At 69.3% G+C, this 26156-nt stretch carries 34 protein-coding genes; 22 read left to right on the top strand and 12 right to left on the bottom strand.

The window, feature by feature from the left end:
- Positions 1-71 precede the first annotated feature (71 nt).
- From OG289_RS24100 to OG289_RS24085, 4 genes are all read left to right on the top strand, one after another.
- Positions 72-1874 (top strand): bifunctional metallophosphatase/5'-nucleotidase, encoded by a 1803-nt coding sequence (locus tag OG289_RS24100; RefSeq protein WP_327316123.1) that lies wholly within the window; start codon positions 72-74, stop codon positions 1872-1874.
- A 262-nt stretch (positions 1875-2136) separates the two neighbouring features.
- Positions 2137-2271: a hypothetical protein gene (locus OG289_RS24095; protein WP_327316122.1), complete on the top strand. Its 135-nt coding sequence runs from the start codon at positions 2137-2139 to the stop codon at positions 2269-2271.
- Positions 2272-2361: 90 nt separating this feature from the next.
- Positions 2362-2496 carry a hypothetical protein gene (locus OG289_RS24090; RefSeq protein WP_327316121.1) on the top strand — a complete coding sequence of 45 codons (135 nt, stop codon included), beginning with the start codon at positions 2362-2364 and terminating at the stop codon, positions 2494-2496.
- Between the two features lie 90 nt (positions 2497-2586).
- Positions 2587-4365, top strand: coding sequence for an ABC transporter ATP-binding protein (locus OG289_RS24085; protein WP_327316120.1), 1779 nt, complete (start codon positions 2587-2589; stop codon positions 4363-4365).
- A 28-nt stretch (positions 4366-4393) separates the two neighbouring features.
- On the opposite strand, the gene OG289_RS24080 is transcribed toward OG289_RS24085, so the two are convergent.
- The 4 genes from OG289_RS24080 to OG289_RS24065 form a co-directional block, all read right to left on the bottom strand.
- Positions 4394-5179 (bottom strand): response regulator transcription factor, encoded by a 786-nt coding sequence (locus OG289_RS24080; protein ID WP_327316119.1) that lies wholly within the window; start codon positions 5177-5179, stop codon positions 4394-4396.
- A 47-nt stretch (positions 5180-5226) separates the two neighbouring features.
- Positions 5227-7335, bottom strand: a complete 2109-nt coding sequence (locus tag OG289_RS24075; RefSeq protein WP_327316118.1) for a pectinesterase family protein — start codon at positions 7333-7335, stop codon at positions 5227-5229.
- A gap of 80 nt (positions 7336-7415) precedes the next feature.
- A complete protein-coding gene (locus OG289_RS24070; protein ID WP_327316117.1) occupies positions 7416-7715 on the bottom strand; it encodes a hypothetical protein in 300 nt (99 codons plus the stop codon).
- Positions 7712-7948: a hypothetical protein gene (locus tag OG289_RS24065; protein ID WP_327316116.1), complete on the bottom strand. Its 237-nt coding sequence runs from the start codon at positions 7946-7948 to the stop codon at positions 7712-7714. The genes OG289_RS24070 and OG289_RS24065 overlap by 4 nt, the downstream gene beginning before the upstream one ends.
- A 195-nt stretch (positions 7949-8143) precedes the next feature.
- Here OG289_RS24065 and OG289_RS24060 point away from each other — a divergent pair, with 195 nt between their 5' ends.
- The 5 genes from OG289_RS24060 to OG289_RS24040 all read left to right on the top strand — a co-directional run bounded on the left by OG289_RS24060 (position 8144) and on the right by OG289_RS24040 (position 10228).
- The gene (locus OG289_RS24060) at positions 8144-8983 is read left to right on the top strand and encodes a helix-turn-helix domain-containing protein (RefSeq protein ID WP_327320783.1); all 840 of its coding nucleotides are present in this window, start codon (positions 8144-8146) and stop codon (positions 8981-8983) included.
- Positions 8967-9167, top strand: a complete 201-nt coding sequence (locus OG289_RS24055) for a DUF397 domain-containing protein (RefSeq protein ID WP_327316115.1) — start codon at positions 8967-8969, stop codon at positions 9165-9167. The genes OG289_RS24060 and OG289_RS24055 overlap by 17 nt, the downstream gene beginning before the upstream one ends.
- On the top strand, positions 9164-9385 hold the full coding sequence (locus tag OG289_RS24050) for a DUF397 domain-containing protein (RefSeq protein WP_327316114.1): 222 nt from the start codon (positions 9164-9166) through the stop codon (positions 9383-9385). The genes OG289_RS24055 and OG289_RS24050 overlap by 4 nt, the downstream gene beginning before the upstream one ends.
- Positions 9386-9521: 136 nt before the next feature.
- A complete protein-coding gene (locus tag OG289_RS24045) occupies positions 9522-9872 on the top strand; it encodes a DUF6247 family protein (protein WP_327316113.1) in 351 nt (116 codons plus the stop codon).
- A gap of 11 nt (positions 9873-9883) precedes the next feature.
- Positions 9884-10228, top strand: a complete 345-nt coding sequence (locus OG289_RS24040; protein WP_327316112.1) for a hypothetical protein — start codon at positions 9884-9886, stop codon at positions 10226-10228.
- Here OG289_RS24040 and OG289_RS24035 read toward each other — a convergent pair.
- The 6 genes from OG289_RS24035 to OG289_RS24010 form a co-directional block, all read right to left on the bottom strand.
- Positions 10203-11651 (bottom strand): HAMP domain-containing sensor histidine kinase, encoded by a 1449-nt coding sequence (locus OG289_RS24035; RefSeq protein WP_327316111.1) that lies wholly within the window; start codon positions 11649-11651, stop codon positions 10203-10205. The two genes, OG289_RS24040 and OG289_RS24035, sit on opposite strands and share 26 nt — an antisense overlap.
- Positions 11648-12385 carry a response regulator transcription factor gene (locus OG289_RS24030; protein ID WP_327316110.1) on the bottom strand — a complete coding sequence of 246 codons (738 nt, stop codon included), beginning with the start codon at positions 12383-12385 and terminating at the stop codon, positions 11648-11650. The genes OG289_RS24035 and OG289_RS24030 overlap by 4 nt, the downstream gene beginning before the upstream one ends.
- Positions 12386-12502: 117 nt before the next feature.
- Positions 12503-12727, bottom strand: a complete 225-nt coding sequence (locus tag OG289_RS24025; protein ID WP_327316109.1) for a hypothetical protein — start codon at positions 12725-12727, stop codon at positions 12503-12505.
- Positions 12728-12766: 39 nt separating this feature from the next.
- A complete protein-coding gene (locus OG289_RS24020; RefSeq protein ID WP_327316108.1) occupies positions 12767-13993 on the bottom strand; it encodes a S1C family serine protease in 1227 nt (408 codons plus the stop codon).
- A 130-nt stretch (positions 13994-14123) separates the two neighbouring features.
- Positions 14124-15152: a LacI family DNA-binding transcriptional regulator gene (locus OG289_RS24015; RefSeq protein WP_327316107.1), complete on the bottom strand. Its 1029-nt coding sequence runs from the start codon at positions 15150-15152 to the stop codon at positions 14124-14126.
- A 105-nt stretch (positions 15153-15257) separates the two neighbouring features.
- Positions 15258-16046: a response regulator transcription factor gene (locus OG289_RS24010; RefSeq protein WP_327316106.1), complete on the bottom strand. Its 789-nt coding sequence runs from the start codon at positions 16044-16046 to the stop codon at positions 15258-15260.
- 206 nt (positions 16047-16252) lie between these two features.
- Between OG289_RS24010 and OG289_RS24005 the strand changes: the two genes are divergently transcribed.
- The 8 genes from OG289_RS24005 (at position 16253) to OG289_RS23975 (ending at position 21467) form a co-directional block, all read left to right on the top strand.
- Positions 16253-17092, top strand: coding sequence for an alpha/beta hydrolase family protein (locus OG289_RS24005; protein WP_327316105.1), 840 nt, complete (start codon positions 16253-16255; stop codon positions 17090-17092).
- Between the two features lie 37 nt (positions 17093-17129).
- A complete protein-coding gene (locus OG289_RS24000) occupies positions 17130-17384 on the top strand; it encodes a MoaD/ThiS family protein (RefSeq protein ID WP_327316104.1) in 255 nt (84 codons plus the stop codon).
- Between the two features lie 2 nt (positions 17385-17386).
- Positions 17387-18622 (top strand): hypothetical protein, encoded by a 1236-nt coding sequence (locus OG289_RS23995; protein WP_327316103.1) that lies wholly within the window; start codon positions 17387-17389, stop codon positions 18620-18622.
- Between the two features lie 109 nt (positions 18623-18731).
- On the top strand, positions 18732-19469 hold the full coding sequence (locus tag OG289_RS23990) for an LmeA family phospholipid-binding protein (RefSeq protein ID WP_327316102.1): 738 nt from the start codon (positions 18732-18734) through the stop codon (positions 19467-19469).
- A 199-nt stretch (positions 19470-19668) separates the two neighbouring features.
- Complete coding sequence (locus tag OG289_RS49745) at positions 19669-19752, top strand: putative leader peptide (RefSeq protein WP_442819098.1); 84 nt, start codon at positions 19669-19671, stop codon at positions 19750-19752.
- 137 nt (positions 19753-19889) lie between these two features.
- Positions 19890-20729 carry a sulfurtransferase gene (locus OG289_RS23985; protein WP_327316101.1) on the top strand — a complete coding sequence of 280 codons (840 nt, stop codon included), beginning with the start codon at positions 19890-19892 and terminating at the stop codon, positions 20727-20729.
- An 81-nt stretch (positions 20730-20810) separates the two neighbouring features.
- On the top strand, positions 20811-21098 hold the full coding sequence (locus OG289_RS23980) for a DUF1416 domain-containing protein (protein ID WP_010351646.1): 288 nt from the start codon (positions 20811-20813) through the stop codon (positions 21096-21098).
- Positions 21099-21206: 108 nt separating this feature from the next.
- Entirely contained in the window at positions 21207-21467 is a 261-nt protein-coding gene (locus OG289_RS23975) for a DUF3099 domain-containing protein (RefSeq protein ID WP_327316100.1), read from the top strand.
- Positions 21468-21486: 19 nt separating this feature from the next.
- On the opposite strand, the gene OG289_RS23970 is transcribed toward OG289_RS23975, so the two are convergent.
- On the bottom strand, positions 21487-21849 hold the full coding sequence (locus OG289_RS23970) for a DsrE family protein (RefSeq protein ID WP_327316099.1): 363 nt from the start codon (positions 21847-21849) through the stop codon (positions 21487-21489).
- A gap of 287 nt (positions 21850-22136) precedes the next feature.
- Here OG289_RS23970 and OG289_RS23965 point away from each other — a divergent pair, with 287 nt between their 5' ends.
- The 4 genes from OG289_RS23965 (at position 22137) to ygfZ (ending at position 24966) form a co-directional block, all read left to right on the top strand.
- On the top strand, positions 22137-22430 hold the full coding sequence (locus OG289_RS23965; RefSeq protein ID WP_327316098.1) for a hypothetical protein: 294 nt from the start codon (positions 22137-22139) through the stop codon (positions 22428-22430).
- A gap of 245 nt (positions 22431-22675) precedes the next feature.
- Positions 22676-23251: an FABP family protein gene (locus OG289_RS23960; protein WP_327316097.1), complete on the top strand. Its 576-nt coding sequence runs from the start codon at positions 22676-22678 to the stop codon at positions 23249-23251.
- Between the two features lie 277 nt (positions 23252-23528).
- Complete coding sequence (locus OG289_RS23955) at positions 23529-23990, top strand: Fur family transcriptional regulator (protein WP_327316096.1); 462 nt, start codon at positions 23529-23531, stop codon at positions 23988-23990.
- Between the two features lie 10 nt (positions 23991-24000).
- Entirely contained in the window at positions 24001-24966 is a 966-nt protein-coding gene (ygfZ, locus tag OG289_RS23950; RefSeq protein WP_327316095.1) for a CAF17-like 4Fe-4S cluster assembly/insertion protein YgfZ, read from the top strand.
- 22 nt (positions 24967-24988) lie between these two features.
- Here the strand turns inward: ygfZ and dtd are convergent, their stop codons facing one another.
- Entirely contained in the window at positions 24989-25414 is a 426-nt protein-coding gene (gene dtd / locus OG289_RS23945) for a D-aminoacyl-tRNA deacylase (protein WP_327316094.1), read from the bottom strand.
- 159 nt (positions 25415-25573) lie between these two features.
- On the opposite strand from dtd, the gene OG289_RS23940 reads away from it, so the two are divergent.
- Complete coding sequence (locus tag OG289_RS23940) at positions 25574-26140, top strand: RsiG family protein (protein ID WP_327316093.1); 567 nt, start codon at positions 25574-25576, stop codon at positions 26138-26140.
- Positions 26141-26156: the final 16 nt, after the last annotated feature.

The following is a 26156-nucleotide window of genomic DNA, read 5'->3' as shown; positions in this document are numbered from 1 at the left end:
GTTGACTCTAGGCTGCGCCCGAACGGGGCCACTTACCTGCCACTTACCTCAGCCGATTCACAGGGGGGCGCATGCCAGCCACATCCCAGCCGAACCCCGGCCGCAGACGTCGTACGTACCGCCTGCTCGCCACCGCCGCCACGCTCGCCACCGCAGGCGCCCTGGCCGCCGCGCTCCCGGCGGACGCACACGACAGCAAGCACGGCAAGCCGCTGCCGAGCCGCTACCAGGACGTGCAGCTGCTGTCCTTCAACGACCTGCACGGCAACCTGGAGCCCCCGTCCGGCTCCTCCGGCCGGGTCACCGAACTGCAGGCGGACGGCACGACGAAGACGATCGACGCGGGCGGTGTCGAGTACCTCGCGACCCACCTGCGCGAGGCCCGCAAGAGCAACGCGTACTCGATCACCGCGGCCGGCGGCGACATGGTCGGCGCCTCCCCGCTGATCTCGGGCCTCTTCCACGACGAGCCCACCATCGAGGCGCTGAACAAGCTCGACCTGGACGTCACGAGCGTCGGCAACCACGAGTTCGACGAGGGCGCCAAGGAACTGGCCCGTCTGCAGAACGGCGGCTGCCACCCGACGGCCGGCTGCTACACGGACAAGAAGTTCAAGGGCGCCGACTTCCCGTACCTGGCCGCCAACGTGCTCAGCGAGAAGACCGGCAAGCCGATCCTCGCGCCGTACTGGGTGTGGAAGAAGAAGGACGTCAAGATCGGCTTCATCGGCGTGACGCTGGAGGACACCCCCGGTGTCGTCTCCGCCGAGGGAGTCAAGGGCCTGAAGTTCAAGGACGAGGTCGAGACGATCAACAAGTACGCCAAGGTGCTGCAGAAGCAGGGCGTGAAGTCGATCGTGGCGCTCATCCACGAGGGCGGCCTGCCGGCCTCGGGCGCGTACAACTACAACTGCGACTCCCCGAGCGCCGGCGCCGGCATCTCCGGCCCGATCGTCGACATCGCGAAGAACGTCACGCCTGCGGTGGACGCGCTCGTCACCGGCCACACGCACGCCGCGTACGCCTGCACGATCCCGGACCCCTCGGGCAAGCCGCGCACGGTGACCTCGGCCGCGTCCTTCGGCCGTCTGTACACGGACACCACGCTGACGTACGACCGCTTCACCGGTGACATCGCCCGTACGGCCGTCAAGTCGGCGAACCACGTGGTCACCCGGACCGTCGCCAAGGCGCCCGACATGACCGAGCTGATCACCAAGTGGAACACCATGGCGGCGCCGATCGGCAACCGCGCGATCGGCTACATATCCGCGGACGTCCCCAACACGGGCACCGAGTCCCCCATGGGCGACCTGATCGCGGACGCCCAGCTCTGGTACGGCAAGAAGCTCGACGCGGAGACGGACCTCGCGCTGATGAACCCGGGCGGCGTCCGGGCCGGCCTCACCTACGCGGCCAAGGGCAGTGAGGGCGACGGCGTGGTCACCTACGCCGAGGGCTTCACCGTGCAGCCGTTCTCCAACACCGTGAACCTGCAGAACTTCACCGGCGCCCAGCTGATCCAGGTGCTCAAGGAGCAGGTGAGCGGCACGAACGCGAGCGCGCCGAAGATCCTGCAGCCGTCCGCCAACCTGACGTACACGCTGGACCTGACGAAGAGCGGCGCCGACCGCGTCGTCACGGACTCGATCAGGCTGAACGGCGCGGCGATCGACCCGGCCGCGACCTACCGCGTCTCGACGAACAGCTTCCTCGCGGGCGGCGGCGACGGCTTCACCACCCTGGGCCAGGGCACGGGCGACCTCGTCGGCACCGACGACCTGACGGCCCTGGAGCAGTACCTCACGGCCGGCTCCTCGGCCACGGCCCCGATCGCCCCGCCGGTCGCGAACCGGATCACGATCGTGCAGTAGGTCTGTCAGTAGCTCTGCCGGTAGCACCTTCAGCAGGACGGCCAAGAGGCGGCCGCGTCACCGACGCGGCCGCCTCTTCGTATTAAAACCTGTGTGAGTGCGCCGTTGGTTCCCGAATCCGCCTGAAAACTCGTCTCAGCCGCATTTAATCGAGGTCTAAGCGGAATTGGCTTTTTCTTCTTCCGGTGTCCCGTAATGTTTTCCATGTCGAAAGCGAACGACGCGAAAGCGAAGAGCGCGAACATCTCGAACGGAGAACCCCATGAGCTTCCACAAGATCGCCCCCGTGAAGAAGACCCGCAAGCACGCCGCGGCGCCGGCCCCGAAGCCCGTCGCCAAGAAGAAGGTCGCTCCGAAGGTCGCTCCGAAGCGCCGCCCGGTCTCCCATAAGGGCTGATTCGCAGTCGGAACTGTTGCAAACCTGCGACACATAAGCCACGCGTAAACCGAACATATTCAGCACCTGGTAATTGGAGAGGTAATTCCCATGAGCTTCCACAAGATCGCCCCCGTGAAGAAGACCCGCAAGCACGCCGCGGCCCCGGCCCCGAAGCCCGTCGCCAAGAAGAAGGCCGCTCCGAAGGCCGCCCCGAAGCGCCGCCCGGTCGCGCACAAGGGCTGACGGGATGCCGCGAGGCGGGGCCACCGGTAGAAGCCGGCGGCCCCGCCTCGGCCATGTCCGTGCCCCCGTAACGGAAGGGAGTAGTCGACGATGAGGGAAGCCCGTGAGGCCTTCCGCCGCTTCTGGCCGCTGACCCGCGGTGACCGCAAGTGGATGCTGGTGATCGTGGCGTGCGTGGTGGTGTCCGCGCTCGCCGAGACGGCGTCCATCCTGCTGTTCGCCGAACTCACCGACAACGCCCTGGAGGCCGGCTCGCTCGCCGCGTTCTGGGGACCGGCCGGAGCCTGGCTGGGGGTCGCCGCACTCGGCGCGTTCGTCGGCTACCTGGGCAACTCAGCTGCGACCTGGACGGCGGAACGCTTCGTGCTGCGCCTGCGCGGACACGTCTTCGGCCACGTCCAGGACCTCCCGCCCCACTTCTTCCAGAAGCACCGGCAGGGCGACCTGGTGGAACGCCTGACCGGCGACGTGGAGGCGATAGAACAACTGGTCGTGTCGGGCGTGGTCGGCACGGTCTCGGCGGCCTTCTCCGCGGTCTTCTACGCGGCGGCCGCGCTCTGGCTCCGCTGGGACCTGGCCCTGGCCACATTCGTCCTCGCCCCGCTCTTCCTCCTCGCCGCCCGCCGCTTCTCCGGCCGCATCAAGCAGGCCTCGCAGGACGAACGCGTCGCCGACGGCGCGATCACCTCGGTGGTGGAGGAGTCGCTGGGCAACGTCGTCCTGACCCAGGCCTACAACCGCCGCCGCGACGAGGAACGGCGCCTCGACAAGGAGGCCCGCGCGTGGATGCGGGCGAGCGTGCGGGGGGCGCGGCTGAGCGAGATGTACGAGCAGTTCGTGGAGGTCGTCGAGACCCTCTGCGTCCTGTCGGTGATCGGCCTGGGCGTCTGGGAGATCTCGGCCGGCCGGATGACCCTCGGCGCCCTGCTCGCCTTCGCCGCGTTCATCGGCTACCTCTACCCGCCGGTCCGCAACCTCGGCCAACTCGGCCTGACGGTCACCGCGGCCACGGCCGGCGCCGAACGCATCACGGAGATCCTGGACGCGCAGCCGTCGGTGCGGAACCCGGAAACCCCCGTCCCCTCCTGGCCGGTCCGCGGCTGGGTCAGCTTCCACGGTGTCACGTTCGGCTACCCGGAGACGGCCGGCGCCCGCACCTCCCTGAAGGACGTGACCTTCTCCGCCGGCCCCGGCGAACTGATCCTGGTCACGGGCGCGAGCGGCGCCGGCAAGTCCACCCTGTCCAAACTCCTCACCCGCTTCTACGACCCGGACACGGGTGTCGTCTGCCTGGACGGTGTCCCGCTCACGGACGTCCCCCTGGAGTTCGTCCGCGAGAACATCGCCCTGCTGCCCCAGCAGACGCTCATCCTGAACGGCACGATCCGGGAGAACATCGAGTGCGGCCGCCCGGGCGCGACGGACAAGGAGATCGAGGAAGCAGGCCGTTCCGCCGCCGCCCACGACTTCGTCGCCGCCCTCCCCGACGGCTACGACACCCACATCGCCCCCGGCACCGCCGCCCTCTCCGGCGGTCAGCTCCAGCGCATCGCCATCGCCCGCGCGATGCTGCGCGCGGCCCCGGTCCTCGTCCTCGACGAACCCACCGCCGGCCTCGACTCGGTGGCCGCCCGCCAGATCGTCCACCCGCTGCGCCGCCTCATGTCCGGCCGCACCACCCTCATGATCACCCACGATCTGAGCCTCGCCCCCGACGCCGACCGCATCCTGGTCGTCGACGAGGGCCGCCTGGTGGACACGGGAACCCACGACGAACTGATGACCCGCTGTCCCGCCTACGCCCGCCTGGTCGAACCGTGGTCACGACCGACGGAGCGGACGCACGACACGCTGGTGCTGCGGCTGTGACCGCGGACCCTGCGCCCCCTGCCGTCACTCACTCCACCCGCAACATGTACCCCAACCCCCGTACCGTCTGGATCAGTCGGGGTTCGCCGTACTGCTCCAGTTTGCGGCGCAGGTACATGACGTAGACGTCGAGGGTGTTGGAGGTGGGTTCGAAGTCGAAGCCCCAGACGTCCTTGTGGATCCGGGAGCGGCTGAGGACCTTGGCCGGGTGGCGGAGGAAGTACTCCAGGAGGGAGTACTCGGTGCGGGTGAGGTCCAGGGGGCGGGTGGCTCGGGTGACCGTGCGGGAGGACAGGTCCATGGCGACGTCGTGGAAGGCCAGGAGGGCTGCGGAGGGCTTGGGGGACGGGGGCGTCCGGCGGGTGGCCCGGCGGAGCAGGGCCCTTACCCGGGCGAGGAGTTCCTCCACCGCGAACGGCTTCATCAGATAGTCGTCCGCGCCGTTGTCGAGGGCGACGATGCGGTCCCCGACGGCGTTCCGGCCGGTGATCATCAGGATCGGCATGGTGGAGCCGGACGCCCGGATGCGGCGGGTCGCGGCCAGGCCGTCCAGGCCGGGCATGGACACATCCATCAGGACCAGGTCGGGCGGGTCGTCCGGCGCTCCGAGGAGGTCCAGGGCGAGGCGACCGTCGTCGGCGAGCACGGTTTCGTAGCCCTCGAAGCGGAGCAGCCGGCCGAGTCCTTCGCGGATGTCCGCGTCGTCGTCGGCCAGCAGTATCTTCCCCGCCGAGGCCGTGCCCGCCGTCCCCCTCCCCCTCCCCGTCCCTGCCGTGGCCCCCGTTTCTGGTCCCTTCGCTGTTCGTATCGCCATCCCCTCACGGTGGGGCGAGGGGCTGTGGCGGAGCTGGCAGGGGGATGTCAGGAGGCCGTGGGGGTCCAGTCGCCCAGCCAGTCGGCGACCTCCTGGCCGGTGGCCTGGGCGTCGGTCAGCTGGGGGCGGTCGGAGCTCGCTGCGCCCGCGCCCGCGCCGGTGTTCTTGTACTCGGCGAACCGGTCGTCCTTCCAGGAGAAGCCGCCCATGTCGGACCAGGGGGTGGTCTTGATCGCGGCGCTGAGGGAGGTGTTGCGGACGGTGGTCTGCGGGTCGAGGCTCGCGTCGCCGCCCGCGTGCCAGTTGCGGCCGAGGAAGAAGCTCCGGTCGGACACGTCACCGTTCACCGTGGAGTTGGCGATCAGGATGCCCTTGCGGTTGGCGGCCGTGCTGGGGGCCGTGACATAGCCGGCCGAGGTGCCGTTCCAGCGCTTCTTCAGCGTGATGACGGACTTGTCGATCACCGCGGTGGCCCGGCCGAAGATGAAGTCGACGTTGCCGATGATGTACGAGTTGGCCATGTAGACGCGGCCCAGCTTGTCCTTGGACGCGGTGTCCACCAGCAGGGTGTCCTGGTCGCCGCTGACGATGACGCCGTCGAGGAACACCTTGTCGGCGGAGGTGCGCAGGGCGACCGCCTGGCCCGCGATGTCCTGGTGGGCGGCCTCGTCGAAGTCGTTGGAGATGGTCAGATTGCGGGCCTGGAAGTCGTCCGCGTCGACGGCGACGGTGGCGCTGCCGCCGGTGCCGTACGTGCCGGACCCGTCGGGCTTCGGCGTACCGGACGCGTTGTTGTAGACGATCGTGGTGTCCTTGCGGCTGCCGCCGGTGCCCTGGATGGTGACGTGCGGCTTGTTGGCCGGGACCTTGACCAGCTCGCGGTACGTGCCCGACTTGACGGCGATCACGACGCGCGAGGGGTTGTTCGCCGGTACGGCGTTCACCGCGGCCTGCACGGTCGAGTACTGCCCGCTGCCGTCCTTGGCGACGGTGAGCGTGGTGGCGGCCTTGGTCGTGGTGGTCGTCGTCGCCGTGCTGCTGGTCGTGCCGATCGAACTGCGCGGCCCGACACCCGACTTGAGGAGCGCGGGGACGTCCGCGGCCTTGTCGAGGGTGTAGCTGTAGTACTTCTTCGGGTCCCAGGCCGCGCCCGTGCCGCCGCTCTCGTTCTTGCCGGTCGTGCCGGAGAACACGTTGCCGCGCTGGACGAGGGTGGCGGTGGCGTCCCGGACGACGGGGTTGGTCATGCCCTGGAAGTAGGAGTTCTCCAGAACCATGTTGGTCTTGCCGCGCGAGTAGTTCCCGTAGGAGGACTTGATGGTGGTCCCCGCCACGTCCTCCAGGAAGTTGTTGTACAGGTGCGCGTGCGCGACGTTGTCCGTGGAGGGGTTGCGCTGCTCGGTCTCGCGGATCCAGTTGTGGTGGATCGTGATGTCGGCGGTGACGTTGTCGGTCCAGCCGATGCCGAACGCCTTGTTCTCCTGGCTCAGTTTGTTCCAGGACACGGTCAGATAGGTCGTGTCCTTGCGGCTGTCGATGAGCCCGTCGGCCATGTGACGGAGATCGTTGTGATCGATCCACACATGGTGCGCCCCGTCCATCTGGATGGCGTCGAAGTCGTGTTCCTTGTCGTTCCAGACGCCCTGGTAGGCGTCACGGATCGTCAGGTTCCGGATGATGACGTTGTGGACGCCCTGCCCGAGGAAGAAGCCGCCGCCGACGATCTGCCCGGAGGTCCCGGACCCCACGATCGTCTTGTTCGACTGAACCTTGATCTCTTTCCCGACCGGGTCCATGTTGATCGTGGCGGCGACGACGATGACGTACGGCTCGCTGGCGGTCGCGTACTTCTCGAGGTCGGCGAGGGTCTTCACGGTGACGGTCTTGCCGTCCCGGCCGCCGTAAGTGCCGTTCTGGCCGAGCGCGTTGACGGAGGCGAAGCCGTCGGCGGTGGCGGTGGCCCAGGCGGGCGCGGCAGCGGTCGCCGCCGAGGCGTTCGCCTGCGCGTCCGCGCCGAACAGACCGAGGTCCGTGCCGTAGGCGAGGGTGCCGGCGGCGGTGAGGGCGAGGGGGACGCCGACTGCCAGCGCCCTCTTGCTTCTGCGGTGACGGGGCTTCGCGGTCGACTCGGGCGACTTGCGGCGGTGGTCGCTCATGCGGCGAACCTTTCCGTGCGGGGGGTTTGACTGCCCGTGAGTCGCCGCCCCGTACGGAAAGGTTGCCGTTGTTCAGGAGTTCATCCGCGTCCGCCCCGGCTGACCGCGATACGGAGGACGTCCCCCAGCGATTCCACCGCCCTGGTGAGCGCGAAGCGCACCGCTCGCTCGCCCGCCTTGGGGTCGGCGAGTACGGCTCGGGCTCCGTTCAGTACGTGCTCCGCGGAGGCGAGTTGAGCGGTCTCGACGTTGTCGGCGAGGAGGGAGAGGCGGCTGTGATCGTCGTCGGTGTCGAGGTAACAGGGTTTGCCGTCGAGGTTGGTCCAGGGCAGGAGGCGGAGTCCGTGGGCGGATGTCGACGGTGGCTCGACGGCGCTCACGCGGAGGCCTCCTCTTCACGACGCCTCTCGAGCTCGTAGAGCTCTTGGAGCCGCTCCAGGCTGAGGAGATGCGGGACCCGTCGGGGCGGGGCCTCGACCGGGGCCGTCGGCAGCTCCTGGCCGGCCGGTTCGGGTTGGACGGCACGGTGCCGGTGCCGGTGCCGGGCGGGCAGCAGGGCTCGCACGAATGCGCGCAGTAGCGACTCGCGAAAACCCGCGATACGTTCCCTCATGTTGGCGGTCCTTCTGAGTACGTCAGCCACGCCCCCGGGTCGAGTGCAGTCGACCGCGGGGGTTTTCTGTCGTCTGTCGTGGCGTTGGCCTGACGAGTGGTGATTACCGTTCGTAGCCTGATCGTCACAGATACGACGTACTCTGCGGAAGAGGTTCGGTGTTGTCTGGAGCGCCAGGCAACGGGGAGGGGTGACGTGGCCGAAGTTGTTGACGGGGACCGGGAGTCGGGGCGGGTCGTGCTGGGCCGGACGCTGAAGTTCCTCCGGGAGAAGGCGGGCAAGTCACTGGGCCAGCTCGCCGACGACACCGGGTACGACAAGAGCTACCTGAGCCGTCTGGAGTCGGGTGAGCGCCTGTCCAAGGTGACCGTCATGGAGGACCTGGACGGATACTTCGAGGCCGGTGACCTGCTGGTTCGGCACTGGCGCGCGGCGCGGTTGGACGCGTTCAGGGACCAGTACAAGGAGTACATGAAGCGGGAGGCGACAGCGCGGGTCATGCGGCTGTTCACGCCAGGGATGCCTGGGCTTCTACAGACCGAGGATTTCGCGCGGGAGGTGTTGTCCGGGGCTCAGACAACACCTGACGGCGACGAGGCTGTCGAGGAGCAGGTGGCGGCACGGCTCGGACGGCAGTACCTCCTGCGGCAGAAACCCGAGCCCGACGTCCGCGTCGTCATGGACGAGTTCGCGCTTCGGCGCCCCGCGGCCCGGGGCAAGACATGGCACGATCAGCTGCTTCACCTTGAGGCGGCTGCGATGTGGCCCAATGTGGCGCTGCAGGTACTCCCGTTCTCGGCGGGCGCGCACCACCATATGAACGGGTCGCTGACCCTGCTCTGGCAGAGGGACGGGAGCGCTGTTGCCTACACGGAAGGCAACAGCAGCGGTCTGCTGATCGAGGATCCGGACGAGGTTCTTAAGCAGCGATTGTCCTACGATCGGCTCCGCGATCTGGCGCTGTCCCCGTCGGACTCGCTCGCGTTCATCAGGGACGTACTGGAGGAACACACACGCCATGACACACACCCCTGATCTCAGCACCGCCGTGTGGCGCAAGTCGAGCTACAGCGATGGAGGAGCCAACAACTGCGTCGAGGTCGCCGACGACTACCCCGGCATAGTCCCTGTCCGGGACAGCAAGACTCCGATGACCCGCCCGCTCGTCTTCGGGGTTGCTTCGTGGGTGGAGTTCGTACAGGGGATCAAGGAATCGTGAACCACGCCCCTGATCTCAGCACCGCCGTGTGGCGCAAGTCGTCCTACAGCGACGGGGGAGACAACAACTGCGTCGAGGTCGCCGACGGCTACCCCGGCATGGTCCCCGTCCGGGACAGCAAGGTCCCGGCCGTGCGCCCGCTGGTCTTCTCGGGTCCGTCCTGGTCCCGTTTCGTTGCGGCGGTCAAGGAAGAGGCCGGTCGGCGCACGTTCGGGTGACATATGCCAGAAGTCCTGATGTTCGAGGCGTCGCCGCCAACACGCTGGATCTCGTGACCACGACACGAACGACTGATCCACGAGGTGCGAGGCGGCTATGGTCGTAAAGACGAAGCGTCGAAGGAGGGCATCGGTCATGACTGCTCACGCCACGGAAAACGACCAGATCATCCCGCCCATGCCCGAGCGGACGCCGAAGGCGCTGCGAGCGGCCATTGCCCAGCACACTCCCGAGCTGCTCCCGAGTTTCGACGAGCACTGGAAGTGGGCGATCGCCGACGCATACAACGTGACCCCTGTGCACGCGTTCATGGCCCTTTGGTGGGGTGAGTACGCCATTGCCCGCGACCCCAAGTTGGACGCGCACGTGCGCGATCTCGAACACCGAGCCGCGTACGAGTGCACCGACATCAACGAGGCCAAGGCTCTCCTCGAAGAGGCGTCGAAGATTCACTACCGGGTGCGAGAACTGGAGCCCGGCGAGTGAATGATGGGTTCATGGGACCTCCCTGGCAGATGGACTGGCGGATCGATGCTCTCGCTGCCTTCGAAGCACTGCCCGACCACGTTCGTGAGATCGTCCTGGTCGCGCGTGGCGAACTGGTCACCGCGAAGGACCCGTATTTCCGAGGTATCGACGCCGATGCCGGGCTTCCCGACGGCATGCAGGTCATGCCGATTTGGTCCACTGATCCGAAGGGCCGCCGCGTCTGCTTGTTCGACAACGGCAACGGCTGGCTGAAGTACACCTTCGTTCGCCGAACCGATGATCCGCAGATCGTGATCGAAGAGATCTTCTGGCAGGAAGCTGAACCTATTACCCCGCCTCCGGCGGAGCCGTAGGCGCCCCCGGCAACCGCATCGTCGCCACCGTGCCGCCGCCCTCCGCGCGGGCCAGCGCGATCTCGCCGCCCGCCTGCTGCACCGTCCGCGCCACGATCGACAGGCCGAGGCCCGAGCCCGGCAGCGCCCGTGCGCTCGGGGAGCGCCAGAAGCGGTCGAAGACGTGGGGGAGTTCCTCGGCGGGGATGCCGGGGCCGTGGTCCCGGACGGTCAGGATGCCGCTGCCGAGTTCCACCTCGATCGTTCCGCCCTCGGGGCTGAACTTCACGGCGTTGTCGAGGATGTTGACGACCGCGCGCTCCAGGGCGGAGGGCTCCGCGCGGACGTACCAGGGCTGGAGGTCGGCGGTGATGGTGAGCTCCGGGCCGCGCAGCCGGGCTCGGCGCAGCGCCGATTCCACCGTGTCCTCCAGCGAGACCACCTGCACGCGTTCGCCGCGCTGGCTCTCCGAGCGGGACAGTTCTTGCAGGTCGCCTATGAGCGACGCCAGTTCCGTCATCTGCGCCTTCACGGAGGCGAGCAGCGCCTTGCGGTCCGCCGGGGGGATCGGGCGGCCCGTCTCCTCGCTGCGGGTGAGGAGCTCGATGTTGGTGCGGAGGGAGGTGAGGGGCGTGCGGAGCTCGTGCCCGGCGTCCGCGATCAACTGCTGTTGCAGCTCGCGGGAGTTGGCGAGGGAGGACGTCATGGAGTTGAAGGAGCGGGAGAGACGGGCTACTTCGTCCTCGGCGTCGTCCTCCACCGGGATGCGCACGCTCAGGTCCTCGGTGCGGGCCACGTGCTCGACGGCCTCGGTGAGCTTGTCGACGGGGCGCAGGCCGGCCCGTGCCACGGCCAGACCGGCGGCTCCGGCTCCGATGACTCCGACGCCGGAGACGAGCAGGAGGATCAGGGCGAGCTCGTTGAGGGTGGATTCGGTGCTCTTCATCGATACGGCGACGAGGAGGGCGGTGTCCTTGACGACGTACCGGCCGCCGGAGCCCTCGACGATGAGCGGCGTGGTCAGGACGCGCACCGGGTTGCCGTCACTGTCGACGCCGTTACGGATGATCCCCTCTTGCGGGTTCTTGGCCACGTTCCTGTCGCTGCCGGTGACCTTCACCAGCGCTGTGGAGCCGCCGTAGATGCACGACTTGCCGTCCGACTGGACCAGCTGGGAGTAGCCCTTGAAACGCGGCCCGAAGTTGAACGAATCGGACGGCGACTGAGCGCAGGTGTCGAGGGCGGCGGCCACCGCGTTCGTCGGCTGCGGATGTTCGACGCCCGACTGCAGGTCGTTGTTCAGCTCCTCGTACAGCTTCCCCTGCACGATGAACCAGCAAGTCACCGAAACCGCCGCCACCGCGAACGCCACAGCGGCAGCGACGAGCATCGACAGCCGGGCCCGAATGGGAAGGGTCCGGAACCGTCGTACGAGCTTGTTCACTCCGACCCGCCCTGTCGCAACACGTACCCGACGCCCCGCACGGTGTGCACGAGGCGCGGTTCTCCGCCTGCTTCCGTCTTGCGGCGCAGGTACATCACGTACACGTCCAGCGAGTTGGACGACGGCTCGAAGTCGAAGCCCCAGACGGCCTTCAGGATCTGCTCACGGGTGAGGACCTGGCGCGGGTGCGCCATGAACATCTCCAGGAGCGTGAACTCCGTGCGGGTGAGTTCGACCGGGCGCCCGCCCCGTGTCACTTCCCGCGTCGCGAGGTCCATGCGCAGGTCGCCGAAGGTGAGGGCCTCGTCCTCCTCGACCGCGCCCGCTCCGGCCGCCGCCGCGTAGGAGCTGCGCCGCAGCAACGCCCGCACCCGGGCGAACAGCTCGTCCAGTTCGAACGGCTTGACCAGGTAGTCGTCCGCCCCGGCGTCCAGTCCCGTCACGCGGTCGCCGACCGTGTCGCGGGCCGTCAGCATCAGGATGGGGGTCGTGTCGCCTGCGCCCCGGATGCGGCGGGCCGCGGTGAGGCCGTCCATGCGCGGCATCTGGATGTCCAGCACCACCAGGTCGGGGTGGTAGGCCGTGGCCTTCTCCAGCGCGTCCGCGCCGTCCACGGCGACCTCCGTGTCGTAGCCCTCGAAGGCGAGGCTGCGCTGGAGTGCTTCGCGCACCGCCGGCTCGTCGTCGACGATCAGGATGCGCTGGGTGTCACGGTCGCCTTCGGCGGGGCTCATGGGCGTGATTTCCTCAGGTGCGGTGGGACGACGGGAGGCTGGACCTGCTGAACGTGCTGAGTGACTTCAGCCTCGCACGGTTCCCGGTGTGCGCGTAAAGAGTGGGGTGGGGTGAGATCAGCCGCGCAGTGCCGCGAGCCGGTTCAGCTGGACCTTGCGCTGGTGCGGGCGGGCGGCCGTGGTGCGCAGGCCCATCAGCTGCGGGGCCGTGAGCTGCGGGGCCGCCACCTCGGGCGCCCGGGTCGGTGCCACCGGCGCGTGCAGCTCGTACGCCACGTCGAGGGCCAGAGCGAGGTCGGCCGCGCCGTAACCGGTGACCGTGTGCGAAACCTGCTTGATCATGACGTACTCCCTGCTTGTTCGGCGAAGCTCAGTGAGTGTTCAGCTGTCGGAGCCGCCGGCCCGCAGCGTGGCGAGGTCGGCCTTGACGGTGTTGATCGGGATGGCGAAGCCGAGGCCGACACTGCCGGCGTCGGAGGAGGACGAGTCCGTCGCGGCGGAGTACATCGCGGAGTTGATGCCGATGATGTTGCCGCTCGCGTCGATGAGCGCGCCGCCGGAGTTGCCGGGGTTCAGCGAGGCGTCGGTCTGGAGCGCCTTGTATGTCGTCGTGGACGTGCCCGTGTCGCCGTTGAACTGTTGGCCGCCGAACTGGAACGGCCAGTTGCCGTCCCCGCCGCCCTGCTGGCTCTGGCTCTGGCTCTCGTCCGTCGAGACGGTCACGTCCCGGTTGAGTGCGGAGACGATGCCGCTGGTGACGGTGCCGGTCAGGCCCTCGGGGGAGCCGATCGCCACGACCGTGTCGCCGACCTTGACGCCGTCGGAGTTGCCGAGGGTCGCCGCCTTCAGGCCGGACGCGTTCTCCAGCTTGATCAGCGCGAGGTCCTTCTTGCTGTCGGTGCCGACGACCTTCGCGGTGTACGACTTGCCGTCGCTGGTCGTCACCTTGATCGAGTTCGCGCCGGAGATGACGTGGTTGTTGGTGACGACCTCGCCGCCGCTGGTGATGATCACGCCGGAGCCGGTGGACGTTCCGTTGCTGAGCGTGGCGCTGACCTCGACGACGCTCGGGCTGACCGCCGCCGCGATGGTGGCCACGTCACCCGTCTTGCTGGAGGGCACCACGTTGGTGGTGGTGGACGAGGAGACCACCTCGTCCTTGCCGGTGAGCTCCTGGATGCCGTAGGCAGTGCCGCCGCCTATGGCCGCCGCGACGATCGCCACGGCCGCGAGCAGCGCGAGCGGGCCGCGGGTGCGCTTCCTGCGGGGGGCGGGTTCGGCTGTGACCGGGGTCCGGTGAGCGGTTCCGCCGCCGTGGCCGTCGTGGCCGTTGCCCCCGGCGGACCCGGACGCGGACGCCGTCTGCGTCTGCCACACCGCGGTCGGCTCGACCACCGGCTGCTGCGCCGTGACCACCGGCTGCTGCGCGGTCCGGTCGGCGGCGGGCTGGTACGCCGGCGGGGGCGGCCACTCCGGGTTCACCGGAGAGGAGCTCGTCGGAGCAGAGCTCACGGGGGAGGAGGCCTGCTGCTGGGCGCCCTCGTACGGGGCCTGGTACGGGTTCTCGAAGTTCTCGTACTCGCCGCTGCGGCGGATGCTCTCGGTCATGGAAAGAAGCTTGTCGCTCAACCATGAGAGCTCCCTGAGTGCTCCCTGAGAACGCCGCCAGAACCTCGTTCGTCCGAAATAAAGACGGATCCGCGAGTCTGCGGAGGTCTCTCAGACAACCCTCATACGGTCAGCCGCAGCCGCAGCCGCACGAGCGCCGCACGACCAGTCGCGACGGGAACACCTTCAGCCGCTCGCGCCGGGAGCCCACGACCCGCAGCCCGTCGTCCAGGACGAGGTCGACCGCCGCGCGGGCCATCGCCGAGCGGTCCGATGCGATCGTTGTCATGGGCGGGTCAGCGAGGCCGGCCTCCTTGATGTCGTCGAAGCCGATGAGCGCCAGCTCGCCCGGTACGTCGATGCGCAGCTCGCGCGCCGCGCGCAGCACGCCGATCGCCTGGTCGTCGGTGGAGCAGAAGATCGCGGGCGGGCGCCGGGGTCCGGCGAGGATCTCCAGGGCGACCTGGTAGGCGTCGTAGCGGTTGTACGGCGCCTCGAAGAGCCGGCCCTCCGTGCTCAGCCCGGCTTCGTCCATCGCGCGCCGCCAGCCCTCGACGTGGTCGGAGACGGGGTCGCCGACGGAGGGGGTCTCCGCGGTGCCGCCGACACAGGCCACGTAGTCGTGGCCGTGCTCCAGGAGGTGGCGTACGGCGAGCTGGGCGCCGCCCAGGTCGTCGGTGACGACGGCGACGTCGTCGATCGCCTCGGGGCGTTCGTGCAGCAGCACCACCCGGGCGTCCCACGCGTCGATCTCGGCGGCCGCCAGGTCGTTCAGGGCGTGGCTGACGAGGATGAGGCCCGAGACGCGCATGCCGAGGAACGCCCGCAGATAGTGGACCTCGCGCTCGGCGACGTAGTCGGTGTTGCCGACCAGCACCATCTTTCCGCGCTCGGAGGCGGCCTGCTCGACCGCGTGCGCCATCTCGCCGAAGAACGGCTGACGGGCGTCCGGGATGATCAGGCCTATGAGGTCGGTGCGCCGGGACGCCATCGCCTGGGCGACCCGGTCGGGCCGGTACCCCAGTTCCTTGATGGCGGCGAGGACACGCTCGCGCGTGGCCGGGGCGACCGGCCGGGGTCCGTTGTTGATGACATAGCTGACGACGGCGGTCGAAGTTCCCGCCAGTCGCGCCACATCATCCCGAGTCACCTTGGCCACGCGCGGAGTCTACGCGGATGGACCCGCTCTGGGCAGGGCGTACTGAAGCTTCCTGTGCGGGAGCAACGCCCTTCCTGAGCGGGTGCCGGGACCTACCGGCGGGTACTACGCCTCCGCCGAGACCTCTTCGGTCTCCAGGTCGGCCGCGTTGTCCGCATCCTCCGTGTTTGACCGCTCCGGCCGGTCGGTCTTGGCCTTCGCCTCGTCCGTGGCGCGTTCCCCCTTCTCAGGGGTAACGAATCGATAACCCACGTTCCGCACGGTCCCGATCAGCGACTCGTGCTCCGGGCCGAGCTTCGCGCGCAGCCGTCGTACGTGGACGTCGACCGTACGGGTGCCGCCGAAGTAGTCGTAGCCCCAGACCTCCTGGAGCAGCTGTGCACGTGTGAACACCCGGCCCGGGTGCTGGGCCAGGTACTTCAGCAGCTCGAACTCCTTGAAGGTGAGGTCGAGGACCCGGCCCTTCAGTTTCGCGCTGTACGTCGCCTCGTCGACCGACAGGTCGCCGTTGCGGATCTCCATGGGGGAGTCGTCGTTGACGATCTGCTGGCGGCCCATGGCCAGCCGCAGCCGTGCCTCGACCTCCGCCGGGCCGGCGGTGTCGAGGAGGACGTCGTCGATGCCCCAGTCGGCGGTGACGGCCGCGAGGCCGCCCTCGGTCACGACGAGGATGAGCGGACAGCCGGGGCCGGTGGAGCGCAGCAGCTGGCAGAGGCTGCGGACCTGGGGCAGGTCACGGCGCCCGTCGATGAGGATGACGTCGGCGCCCGGGGTGTCGACGAGGGCGGGGCCTTCCGCCGGGGCCACTCGCACGTTGTGCAGGAGCAGGCCGAGAGCGGGAAGCACCTCCGTCGACGGCTGGAGGGCATTGGTCAGGAGCAGCAGAGAACTCATACGTCTGGTTCCTCCTCGGTCCCTGCGAGGACGTTTGCGGCACTGCGGCACTGCACTGCGGTCTGCGCTGCGTTCCCGGGTGCCTGTACACCCGCGGTCACCTGGCGTTTCCCGCCCGGTCGCCACTTCGTATACAACGGGTCCGAAAGCACAAAAGGACCCGGGGGCTACGCTGCCCGAGTCCTCTGTCCAGCAGAATAGCCCACATGAGCAGCGGTCCGGCAGGTCATGGGGCACGTTCCACCGTTCGTCCGAATTCCGAGACGGTCAGGCGCACACCTTTGCGGACGTTTCTGCCCACCGGCGACGGGATTTCCATCGATTCCGTATACGAACCGGGTGAGGTTGTATACGACGCCTCCGCGCCATCCGCCCGTCACCCCGTGTTCGTGATCGCCCACGGGTTCACGGGGGACGTGGACCGCCCGCACGTGCGGCGCGTGGCGTCCGCCTTCGCCCGGTACGGGGCCGTCGTCACCTTCTCCTTCCGGGGGCACGGCCGCTCCGGCGGGCACTCCACCGTCGGCGACCGCGAGGTGCTCGACCTCGCCGCCGCCGTGCGGTGGGCGCGCTCGCTCGGGCACGCGCGCGTGGCGACCGTCGGCTTCTCGATGGGCGGCTCGGTGGTCCTGCGGCACGCTGCGCTGCACGCGGGGACGGTGGACGCCGTCGTCTCCGTGAGCGCGCCCGCCCGCTGGTACTACCGCGGCACGGCCCCCATGCGCCGACTGCACTGGCTGGTCACCCGCCCCGAGGGCCGCCTGGTCGGCCGCTACGGCTTCCGCACCCGTATTCACCACCGCGAATGGGATCCTGTACCGCTGTCTCCGGTCGAGGCGGTCCCGAAGATCGCGCCCACTCCGTTGCTGATCGTGCACGGCGACCAGGACGGCTACTTCCCCCTCGATCATCCCCGGATGCTCGCCGAGGCCGCCGGTGACCACGGCGAACTCTGGCTGGAGCCCGGCATGGGTCACGCCGAGCACGCGGCCGACGACGGCCTGCTGGCCCGCATCGGGGACTGGGCGGTCACACGGGCGGGCTAGCCTGACCGTGTACACAGCCGACTGATTGAGGAACGAGATGCCAAAGGTCACGGTGCGCTACTGGGCGGCCGCCAAGGCCGCGGCCGGGGTCGCCGAGGAGCCGTACGACGCGGACACCCTCGCCGAGGCCCTCGACGCCGCGCGTGCGCGACACCCTGGCGAACTCGTGCGGGTCCTGCAGCGATGCTCGTTCCTCGTCGACGGTGACCCCGTGGGCACCCGCGAACATGAGACGGTACGGCTGGCCGATGGCGGCACGGTCGAGGTGCTCCCGCCGTTCGCAGGAGGGTGACGATGACCGACGAGCAGCCGTATCAGCCGTACCAGCCGCATCAGGGGAACCAGGGCAACCAGGGTTACCAGGGCTACGACCAGCAGGAGTGGCCCGGGCAGCAGCAGGGGTACGGCGACCCGGACCCGCAGGCCCACCTCCAGTACACGCAGCAGTGGCAGGGCCAGACCTGGGAGACGAGCGTCCAGCCGCCGGTCAACGCGGCCGACCCCGCCCAGGCCGCCCACCTGCCGCCCCGGACGGGCGAGGCCCCGGCCTACGGGCACCCCCAGTCCGCGTACGGCAACGGCAACCCCAACAGCAACGGCAACAGCGACGCCAACGACTACGCGTCCGCGTACCGCTGGCAGCAGGCCCCGGCACAGCAACAGCCGGCCTACACGCCGTCCATACAAACATCGGCACCGGCACCGGAGCCGGCACCCGAGGCCGGAGCCGCCGCCGCGGCCTACGGCCCCGCCACCCTCGCCGGCAACGCCCGCGTCACCGACGCCCAGCGGGCCCGCCTGGAGGGCCGTTCGCCGATCATCGAGCCGGGTATGCAGCCCGCCGCGCTCACCGCGCTCCTCGGACTGCTCCTCTCCGGTGGGGCGGCGATCGGCTCGTACGCGCTCCTCGTCCCGCTCGTCGTCCTCCAGGCCGTCACGGCGGCGGGCTGGTTCCGGCTGAACGGCATGTGGCCGGCCCGGCAGGGCATCGCGCTGGCCTTCCTGGGCGCGCTGGTCTCGGACGTCGCGCTCCTCGCGGCCGGCCGCGAACACGCGCCCGCCGCGATCCTCGGCACCCTCGGCGTCTGGGTGCTGCTCTGCCTCGTCCTCCAACTGCGCTCGCACGCCGACCCCGACGAGCGCATGTACGGCCTGATGGCGACCGTCGCCTCCTCCGCGCTGGCCATCCTCGCCACCGGGCACCTCGGCGCCGAGCCGGACGCGGTGACGGTCGGCGCGGCCGCGGTGGCGGTGGCCGTCCTGGCCCGGGCGCTGCCGCTGCCCACCCCGGCCTCCGTCGTCGTGGCCCTGCTCGCCGCGGCGGGTGCGGGCATCGCGGTCGGCGGGATGACCGGGCTGGGCGCCAAGGGCGCGCTGCTCGGCGCGGGCGCGGGGGCGTGCGCGCTCATCGGTCACCGGGTCGCGAGCTACGACTACCCTTCCCGCTTCGTCCACTTCACGGCGGGCGTGGCCCTGCCGCTGGCGGCCGCCGCACCGGCGGTGTACGTGCTGGGGCGGGCGCTGGCATAGGGAAGCAGGAGCGGTCAGGGTCTGTCACAGGTGATCGACAATTCGGCGGCCGCCCTTCCGCGGAGGGTTACCTTGAACCGTCGTCAGTGATGTCAGGGGGAACTACCGCATGCGTGCGCTTCGAATACTGCTGGTCGTCGTCGTGGTCCTGGGCGGCCTCTTCGTGCTCGCGGACCGCCTCGCCGTGAACTTCGCGGAGGGCGAGGCGGCCGACAAGCTGAAGGCCAACGAGGGCCTCGCCGCCACCCCGGACGTCTCCATCAAGGGCTTCCCGTTCCTCACCCAGGTCGTCGGCGGCTCGCTGGACGACGTCGAGGTCGGCATCAAGGACTACCAGGCGGCGACCGGCACCAGCGGCCAGACGATCCGTATCGACGACCTCCAGGCGGACATGAGGGGCGTCGAGTTCTCCGGCGACTACAGCTCCGCCACCGCCTCCAGCGCCACCGGCACCGCGTCCATCACCTACGCCGAGCTGCTGAAGACGGCGAAGTCCGAGCCGACGCAGGTGATGCAGGGCGTCACCGCCAACGTCGTCGGGCTCTCCGACGGCGGCAACGGCAAGATCAAGGTCGCCGTCGAGGCCACCGTCCTCGGCACCAAGCTGCCGCAGCCCGTGTACGTCCTCAGCACGGTCACCGTCTCCGGCGACACCGTCCGGGTGCACGCCGACTCGCTGCCCAGCTTCGGCGGGGTCCGGGCGGCCGAGAACGAGGTGCGCTCGATCACCGACTTCCAGCAGAAGATCGACGACCTGCCCGGCGGGATCCAGCTCGACAAGGTCGAGGCGGGGAAGAACGGTGTGGAGATCTCGGTGAAGGGTTCGAACGTCAAGCTGGCCGGGTAGGGCTGACCTTCGGTGGACGGCGAGTGTCCGACAGGCGAGACGCCGCCGTCCGCACCGTAGATGTGATGACGGATACAAGCGCCCGGAAGCCGTGCGACGACGGCCCGGGCGCTTCTCTTGTCCCACTATCCGGACGATCGCGTCTCATTATTCGGCACGCTGGTGACACGCCCGCCTGTCCGTCCCTACGATCGACGGCATGATGCAGCGACAGGCGGATCTCACGAAGCGGCGGGCAGTAGACCTGTGCCGCGTCGCCGCCATGCTCTGTCGCCTCTTCTGAGCGGAAGCGCCGCCGGCCTTCCGCGCCTCCCGGCGCCCTCACCCGAGGGCATCCGTGCGCCGGCCGCCGGCGAGACCCGGCCGCGCACCCCTCTTTCTTGCACACCCCCGCCGCAACTGCCCCGGAGGAGAACGAGCATGAGCCGCAGCGACGTCCTGGTCGACGCCGACTGGGTCGAGGCCAACCTCGACAACGCCGACATCGCCATCGTCGAGGTCGACGAGGACACGTCGATCTACGAGAAGAACCACATCCGGAACGCCATCCGGATCGACTGGACCAAGGACCTTCAGGACCCGGTCCGCCGTGACTTCGTCGACCAGGAGGGCTTCGAGAAGCTCCTGTCGGCGAAGGGCATCGCCAACGACACGCTGGTGATCCTCTACGGCGGCAACAACAACTGGTTCGCGTCCTACGCCTACTGGTACTTCAAGCTGTACGGCCACGAGAACGTCAAGCTTCTCGACGGTGGCCGCAAGAAGTGGGAGCTGGACGCCCGCGAGCTGGTCGAGGAGGTGCCGGAGCGCGCCGAGACCTCCTACCAGGCCAAGCCGCAGGACAAGTCCATCCGCGCCTTCCGCGACGACGTCGTGGCGGCCATCGGTTCGCAGAACCTGGTCGACGTCCGTTCGCCCGACGAGTTCAGCGGCAAGCTGCTCGCGCCGGCCCACCTCCCGCAGGAGCAGTCGCAGCGCCCGGGTCACGTCCCGTCCGCCCGCAACATCCCGTGGTCGAAGAACGCCAACGACGACGGCACCTTCAAGTCGGACGACGAGCTCAAGGAGCTCTACGCCGACGAGCAGGTCGACCTCGCCAAGGACACGATCGCCTACTGCCGCATCGGTGAGCGCTCGGCCCTGACCTGGTTCGTCCTGCACGAGCTGCTGGGCGTGGAGAACGTCAAGAACTACGACGGCTCCTGGACCGAGTACGGCTCCCTGGTCGGCGTCCCGATCGAGCTCGGCGCCAACAAGTAAGCGACAGGCAAGCGACAAGCCCAAGCGAACAAGAACCGCGAACCCGACCGGCCTTCCGGTCAGACATCTCTGGAGAAACACATGTGTGGAGCGAAGGCCGGCGGCCCGGACGCCTCGACGATCAAGCCCGGTGAGACCACGATCCAGGGTCAGGTGACCCGCGACGGCGAGCCGGTGACCGGCTACGTGCGCCTCCTCGACTCGACCGGCGAGTTCACGGCGGAGGTTCCGACCTCCGCGACGGGCCAGTTCCGCTTCTACGCGGCCGAGGGCACCTGGACCGTCCGCGCGCTCGTCCCCGGCGCCACCGCCGACCGCACGGTCGTGGCCCAGCAGGGCGGCCTCGCGGAGGTCGCGATCGCTGTCTGAGCAGCCGTAAGGGTCTGTGACGGGACCTTGAGACCGGAAGGGCCGTATCCCACGGGTTGGACGCCTGGGGTACGGCCCTTCCGGCATGCCCAGGCCTACTCTGGACGTATGTACGCCCGCCGTCGGCACATCTACTTCGCCATGATGGGGACCTGCATCGGGTTGTTCGTCCTGGCCTGGGGAGTCGTGCGTATCTGGTCGATGCCCGTGGCTGTCGGGATGTGTGTGGTGGCCATGGTCATCCCGCCGCTCGCCGCGATGGTCGCCAACCGGCGCGGCCCCGAGGACCGCTGGTGGGACGACCCCTCCGGCGACCCCAAGTCCGACGAGTGGTGGGACGAGCTGGACGGCAAGAAGCGACGCCAGTAGCCGTGCGTGCGTCCAAGGATCAGTAGACGAGCGCCTGCGTCTCGTCTCCCAGGGCCTCCTGTACGAACACCTGTGCGCCGGCGATCCGTACGCCCTCGATGACGTCCTTCTCCGTGATGTCCCGGCGGGCCGCGCACTGGGTGCACAGGGTGAGCCGGCCGCCCGCGAGGATCGAGTCGATCAGGTCGGGCAGCGGGGCCGCGTGCGGCAGCTCGAACTCGGCGGCCCGGCCCGGCAGCGCGAACCACGCGGACTCCCCGGTCAGCCACAGGGAGACCTCGACCCCGCTGGCCACGGCCACCGCCGCGACCGTGAACGCCTGAGAGCACCGCTCGGGGGCATCGGTCCCCGCCGTCACCTTGATCACGAGCTTCTTCGCCATGCCTGAATCGTAATCATCCCCCCGCACCGGGGCGGCGCCCACTACGCGGACCTGCGCGCACTGCTGCTGCCCGCACCCGGGGGCGCGACGGACGGCAAGGCGCAGCGCGGCACCGGCGGCCGGCCGGCCACGAAGGGCTTCCTGACGGTGTTCGAGGCGAAGGAGTACCGCGACGAGGTCGGACAACCGCTCACCGATCACGGTCTGCGGCACATCGCGGCCCGGGGCCGGACCATCCCGGACGGCACCCGCACCGGCGTCCACCTGCCGCAGTTCGACACGGGGCGGTGGCCGAGCACGTGTACGGCGAGCTCACCTCGTTCACCACCCCCCTGCACGCCGCCCGCGGTGCCGCCGAGACGGAGTCCGACGAGGGGTGTCCGACGGACGCCGACTCCGCGAACGTCACGCGCTACGCCTACGACGAGGTGAAGCCGTACGGCGCGGAGCACTTCCGGCAGGCCTGCCTCCGCGCGGGCGACGTCGCCCTGATCCTGCACTCCCGCAAGGGCACCGCGGCGGCCGTTCCCTTCCAGCAGACCGTCGTCCTCCGGAGCCGGCTGCTGGACCGACCACCGTGAGGGCGTACCTCACAAGGAGGGCCGGTTCCCGGCCGCGTAAGCTGGGCCCGGCCCTGTTGTACGTATCCCGAGTCGTACGTACCCCGAAGCACGCTCATCCGAGGAGCACCCGTGGAGATCTTCTTCGAAGCCCTGCTGGTCCTGGTCTGCGTCGGCGTCCTCGCCTTCGCCGGTCTGACCGTGAAGAAGCTGTACCAGGGCCAGCGCTGACCGACCACTCCAGGAACCTCCGGGAACTGCCACTCATGATCGAGATTCCGTCCGACCTCCACAAGGACCTCGTCCCCCTCGCCTTCCTGCTGGGCACCTGGGCGGGCGCGGGCGTGCACGACTTCCCCGGTTCGGAGAAGTGCAACTTCGGGCAGGAGGTCACCTTCGGTCACGACGGCCGGGACTTCCTGGAGTACCACTCCTACACCTGGGTTCTGGACAACGACGGCAACAAGGTCCGGCCCCTGGAGTCGGAGTCCGGCTTCTGGCGCATCGACGCCGACCGCAAGGTCGAGGTGACCATGGTCCGCAACGACGGCGTGGTCGAGGTCTGGTACGGCGATCTGGCCGACAAGAAGCCGCAGATCGACCTGGTCACGGACGCGGTGGCCCGCACCGCCGCCTCCGGCCCCTACACCGGCGGCAAGCGTCTGTACGGCTACGTCAAGAGCGACCTCATGTGGGTCGGCGAGAAGCAGACCCCCGAGGTCGAGCTGCGCCCCTACATGTCGGCCCACCTGAAGAAGGTCGTCACCCCGGAGGACGTCGAACGCTGGGCGAAGGCCCTCCCGGACGACATGCCGGACGACGGGATCGCCTTCTTCAAGTGACAGGCGGCCCAGGCCACCTGTTCGAGAAGGACGCGGTTCGGCAGGACGCGTTGCAGGCTGCCGTCCAGCGTTCTGGAACGTGAAGCCGGTGGTGAGGGTCAAGCTCTCGCCGACGTCCGAGCAGGCGTCGGCACTTGAGGCGACCCTCACCTCCCGCGCAGGGCCGTGGGCTCTCGCGTACGCCGACGACGCGGCGAGTCGGATCTGCCGTCGACGACCCGAGCCGCAATCCCGGGACGCCGGTCCGTGCAGCTGACGTGGTCCTAGACTCTTCGGTGTGGTGAACACTGGAAGCACCGACTGGAAGAGCGATCTGCGGCAGCGTGGCTACCGGCTGACCCCGCAGCGGCAACTCGTGCTCGAAGCCGTGGACACCCTGGAGCACGCGACCCCCGACGACATCCTCGTGGAAGTGAGGAAGACGGCGTCGGGCGTCAATATCTCGACCGTGTACCGGACCCTGGAGCTCCTCGAGGAGCTCGGGCTGGTCAGCCATGCCCATCTGGGACACGGGGCGCCGACGTACCACCTCGCCGACCGGCACCACCACCTCCATCTGGTCTGCCGGGACTGCCAGAACGTCATCGAGGCGGACGTCCAGGTGGCCGCCGAGTTCACGGCCAAGCTGCGCGGGACGTTCGGCTTCGAGACGGACATGAAGCACTTCGCGATCTTCGGCCGCTGCAAGGACTGCGCGCTCAAGGATTCGACGGCCAAGGGTTCAATTACCGAGTCGTAGGCTTAGGCCCATGAAGAGCCCTCTGCTGTCCCTGCCCGGCGCCGTCCCCGCCGAGGGTGTGGACGAAGGCGTCGCCGGTCACTACGGCGACCTGTTCCGCGAGCAGCGTGCCCTCGCCGACGGCACCGGTTTCGTCGACCTCTCGCACCGCGGAGTCGTCGCCGTCTCCGGCGAGGACCGGCTGAGCTGGCTGCACCTGCTGCTCACCCAGCACGTCACCGACCTCCCCGTCGGCCAGGCCACCGAGGCGCTGATCCTCTCCGCGCACGGCCACATCGAGCACGCGCTCTACCTGGTGGACGACGGGGAGACGGTGTGGGCGCATGTCGAACCCGGCACCCAGGAGGCGCTGATCGCCTACCTGGAGTCGATGAAGTTCTTCTACCGGGTCGAGGTCGCCGACCGGACGGCGGACACCGCGGTCGTCCACCTCCCGGCGGGGTCGATCGCTCCCGTCCCGCCCGGTGTCGTCGTCCGCGAGACCGCGTACGGCCGCGACCTCTTCCTGCCCCGCGTCGACCTGGAGTCGTACGCCGCGCAGGCCGGTCCGCCGGTCGGGATCCTCGCCCACGAGGCCCTGCGCGTCGAGCACCACCGCCCGCGCCTCGGCTTCGAGACCGACCACCGCACCATCCCGCACGAGCTGGGCTGGATCGGCACGGCGGTCCATCTGCAGAAGGGCTGCTACCGGGGGCAGGAGACCGTCGCCCGGGTGCAGAACCTGGGCAAGCCGCCCCGCCGGCTCGTCTTCCTGCACCTCGACGGCAGCGAGGTCCACCTCCCGGCCGCCGGCACCGAACTCCGCGTCGCCGGCGAGGACCCCGACGGCCGCAAGATCGGCTTCATCACCACGTCCGCGCGCCACTACGAGCTAGGCCCGGTGGCCCTGGCCCTGGTGAAGCGCAACGTGCCGGTGGACGCGCCCCTGGTGGCGGGCACGACCGCGGCGGCCCAGGAAGTCGTCGTCGAACCCTAGTTCTCCCCGCGTACCTGGTGCGCTACATCTCGATCAGGACGGTGAACGGGCCGTCGTTCGTCAGTGACACGCGCATCTGCGCGCCGAACCGGCCCGTCGCCACCGTCGCGCCCAGGGCGCGCAGCTGGGCGACGACCTCGTCGACGAGGGGCTCGGCGACATCGCCGGGGGCGGCCGCGTTCCAGGTGGGGCGGCGGCCCTTGCGGGCGTCCCCGTAGAGCGTGAACTGGCTGATGACCAGCAGCGGGGCGTCGATGTCGCTGCACGACCTCTCGTCGTGCAGCATGCGGACGGACCAGAGCTTGCGGGCGAGCTGGGCCGCCTTCTCCTTGGTGTCCTCGTGGGTGACCCCGACCAGGACGCACAGGCCCTCGCCGCTGATCTCCCCGACCGTCTCGCCGTCCACGACGACGCTCGCGCCGTCCACTCTCTGCACCACCGCTCGCATGCGGACCATGATGCCGGGTGCCGGACGCGTACTCGCGGGGGCCCATTTTTATTCCTTAAAACCCTGTCTGGGCCGTTCGGGGGGACTCGGTCACATAGCGGCTACTTGGGGTGGCACGATGCTTCCACCACAGGCCGGTCGAGGGGACGGTAGAGGGACATGAGCACACCGAGTACCGGGCGGCCCGCTACACACCGGCCGCCGACACAGCGCAGCGACAGCCCCGTGCTGCCCGCGGAACCACCGGAGCACGACCTGGCCCGGCTGAGCCTGCCCGAACTGCGCACCCTGCGCCGGGACGCCCAGCGCGACGAGGCCGACCTGAGCTACGTACGACGGCTGCTCCAGGGCCGTATCGACATCCTGCGCGCGGAGCTGGCCAGGCGGTCCCCGGCGGGCGCGGCCTCGGTGGTCGACCGGCTGCCGGAGATCCTCACCGACGCCCCGGCCCGCCACCGCTCCTCGGCCCGCCACGTCACGCTGGGCACCCCGCAGAGCGAGGAGTACCGCCGGCTGGCCGCCGACATGCTCGCCGACGTCGAACTCTCCGACCTCGACGCCCGCACCGACCTCGAGCTCCACGAGGCGATGGCCCGCCTGATCCGCTACGAACAGCAGGTCTCCAGCCGACGCCAGCACCTCCAGCGAACGGCCGACGAGTCGGGCGTGGAGATCAGCAGGCGGTACCGGGAGGGTGAGGCACAGGTGGAGGACCTGCTGGTGTGACGCCGGGGCGGGAACG

Origin of the sequence: Streptomyces sp. NBC_01235, from assembly GCF_035989285.1 — a bacterium.
Classification (GTDB): Bacteria; Actinomycetota; Actinomycetes; order Streptomycetales; family Streptomycetaceae; genus Streptomyces.
This window is presented reverse-complemented; position numbering and strand designations above follow the sequence as displayed.

What these genes read in the sequence shown, in the direction of transcription:
- OG289_RS24000 (WP_327316104.1), top strand. Translation starts at nt 17,130, where the DNA reads ATGCCAAAGGTCACGGTGCGCTACTGGGCGGCCGCCAAGGCCGCGGCC.
- OG289_RS23995 (WP_327316103.1), top strand. Translation starts at nt 17,387, where the DNA reads ATGACCGACGAGCAGCCGTATCAGCCGTACCAGCCGCATCAGGGGAAC.
- OG289_RS24055 (WP_327316115.1), top strand. Translation starts at nt 8,967, where the DNA reads ATGACACACACCCCTGATCTCAGCACCGCCGTGTGGCGCAAGTCGAGC.
- OG289_RS24040 (WP_327316112.1), top strand. Translation starts at nt 9,884, where the DNA reads ATGGGACCTCCCTGGCAGATGGACTGGCGGATCGATGCTCTCGCTGCC.
- OG289_RS24075 (WP_327316118.1), bottom strand. Translation starts at nt 7,335, where the DNA reads ATGAGCGACCACCGCCGCAAGTCGCCCGAGTCGACCGCGAAGCCCCGT.
- OG289_RS49745 (WP_442819098.1), top strand. Translation starts at nt 19,669, where the DNA reads ATGATGCAGCGACAGGCGGATCTCACGAAGCGGCGGGCAGTAGACCTG.
- ygfZ (WP_327316095.1), top strand. Translation starts at nt 24,001, where the DNA reads ATGAAGAGCCCTCTGCTGTCCCTGCCCGGCGCCGTCCCCGCCGAGGGT.
- OG289_RS24010 (WP_327316106.1), bottom strand. Translation starts at nt 16,046, where the DNA reads ATGAGTTCTCTGCTGCTCCTGACCAATGCCCTCCAGCCGTCGACGGAG.
- OG289_RS24085 (WP_327316120.1), top strand. Translation starts at nt 2,587, where the DNA reads ATGAGGGAAGCCCGTGAGGCCTTCCGCCGCTTCTGGCCGCTGACCCGC.
- OG289_RS23940 (WP_327316093.1), top strand. Translation starts at nt 25,574, where the DNA reads ATGAGCACACCGAGTACCGGGCGGCCCGCTACACACCGGCCGCCGACA.
- OG289_RS24090 (WP_327316121.1), top strand. Translation starts at nt 2,362, where the DNA reads ATGAGCTTCCACAAGATCGCCCCCGTGAAGAAGACCCGCAAGCACGCC.
- OG289_RS24100 (WP_327316123.1), top strand. Translation starts at nt 72, where the DNA reads ATGCCAGCCACATCCCAGCCGAACCCCGGCCGCAGACGTCGTACGTAC.
- OG289_RS23980 (WP_010351646.1), top strand. Translation starts at nt 20,811, where the DNA reads ATGTGTGGAGCGAAGGCCGGCGGCCCGGACGCCTCGACGATCAAGCCC.
- OG289_RS24095 (WP_327316122.1), top strand. Translation starts at nt 2,137, where the DNA reads ATGAGCTTCCACAAGATCGCCCCCGTGAAGAAGACCCGCAAGCACGCC.
- OG289_RS24030 (WP_327316110.1), bottom strand. Translation starts at nt 12,385, where the DNA reads ATGAGCCCCGCCGAAGGCGACCGTGACACCCAGCGCATCCTGATCGTC.
- OG289_RS24080 (WP_327316119.1), bottom strand. Translation starts at nt 5,179, where the DNA reads ATGGCGATACGAACAGCGAAGGGACCAGAAACGGGGGCCACGGCAGGG.
- OG289_RS24020 (WP_327316108.1), bottom strand. Translation starts at nt 13,993, where the DNA reads ATGACCGAGAGCATCCGCCGCAGCGGCGAGTACGAGAACTTCGAGAAC.
- OG289_RS23985 (WP_327316101.1), top strand. Translation starts at nt 19,890, where the DNA reads ATGAGCCGCAGCGACGTCCTGGTCGACGCCGACTGGGTCGAGGCCAAC.
- OG289_RS23990 (WP_327316102.1), top strand. Translation starts at nt 18,732, where the DNA reads ATGCGTGCGCTTCGAATACTGCTGGTCGTCGTCGTGGTCCTGGGCGGC.
- dtd (WP_327316094.1), bottom strand. Translation starts at nt 25,414, where the DNA reads ATGCGAGCGGTGGTGCAGAGAGTGGACGGCGCGAGCGTCGTCGTGGAC.
- OG289_RS23975 (WP_327316100.1), top strand. Translation starts at nt 21,207, where the DNA reads ATGTACGCCCGCCGTCGGCACATCTACTTCGCCATGATGGGGACCTGC.
- OG289_RS24065 (WP_327316116.1), bottom strand. Translation starts at nt 7,948, where the DNA reads ATGAGGGAACGTATCGCGGGTTTTCGCGAGTCGCTACTGCGCGCATTC.
- OG289_RS24045 (WP_327316113.1), top strand. Translation starts at nt 9,522, where the DNA reads ATGACTGCTCACGCCACGGAAAACGACCAGATCATCCCGCCCATGCCC.
- OG289_RS23960 (WP_327316097.1), top strand. Translation starts at nt 22,676, where the DNA reads ATGATCGAGATTCCGTCCGACCTCCACAAGGACCTCGTCCCCCTCGCC.
- OG289_RS23970 (WP_327316099.1), bottom strand. Translation starts at nt 21,849, where the DNA reads ATGGCGAAGAAGCTCGTGATCAAGGTGACGGCGGGGACCGATGCCCCC.
- OG289_RS24005 (WP_327316105.1), top strand. Translation starts at nt 16,253, where the DNA reads ATGAGCAGCGGTCCGGCAGGTCATGGGGCACGTTCCACCGTTCGTCCG.
- OG289_RS24025 (WP_327316109.1), bottom strand. Translation starts at nt 12,727, where the DNA reads ATGATCAAGCAGGTTTCGCACACGGTCACCGGTTACGGCGCGGCCGAC.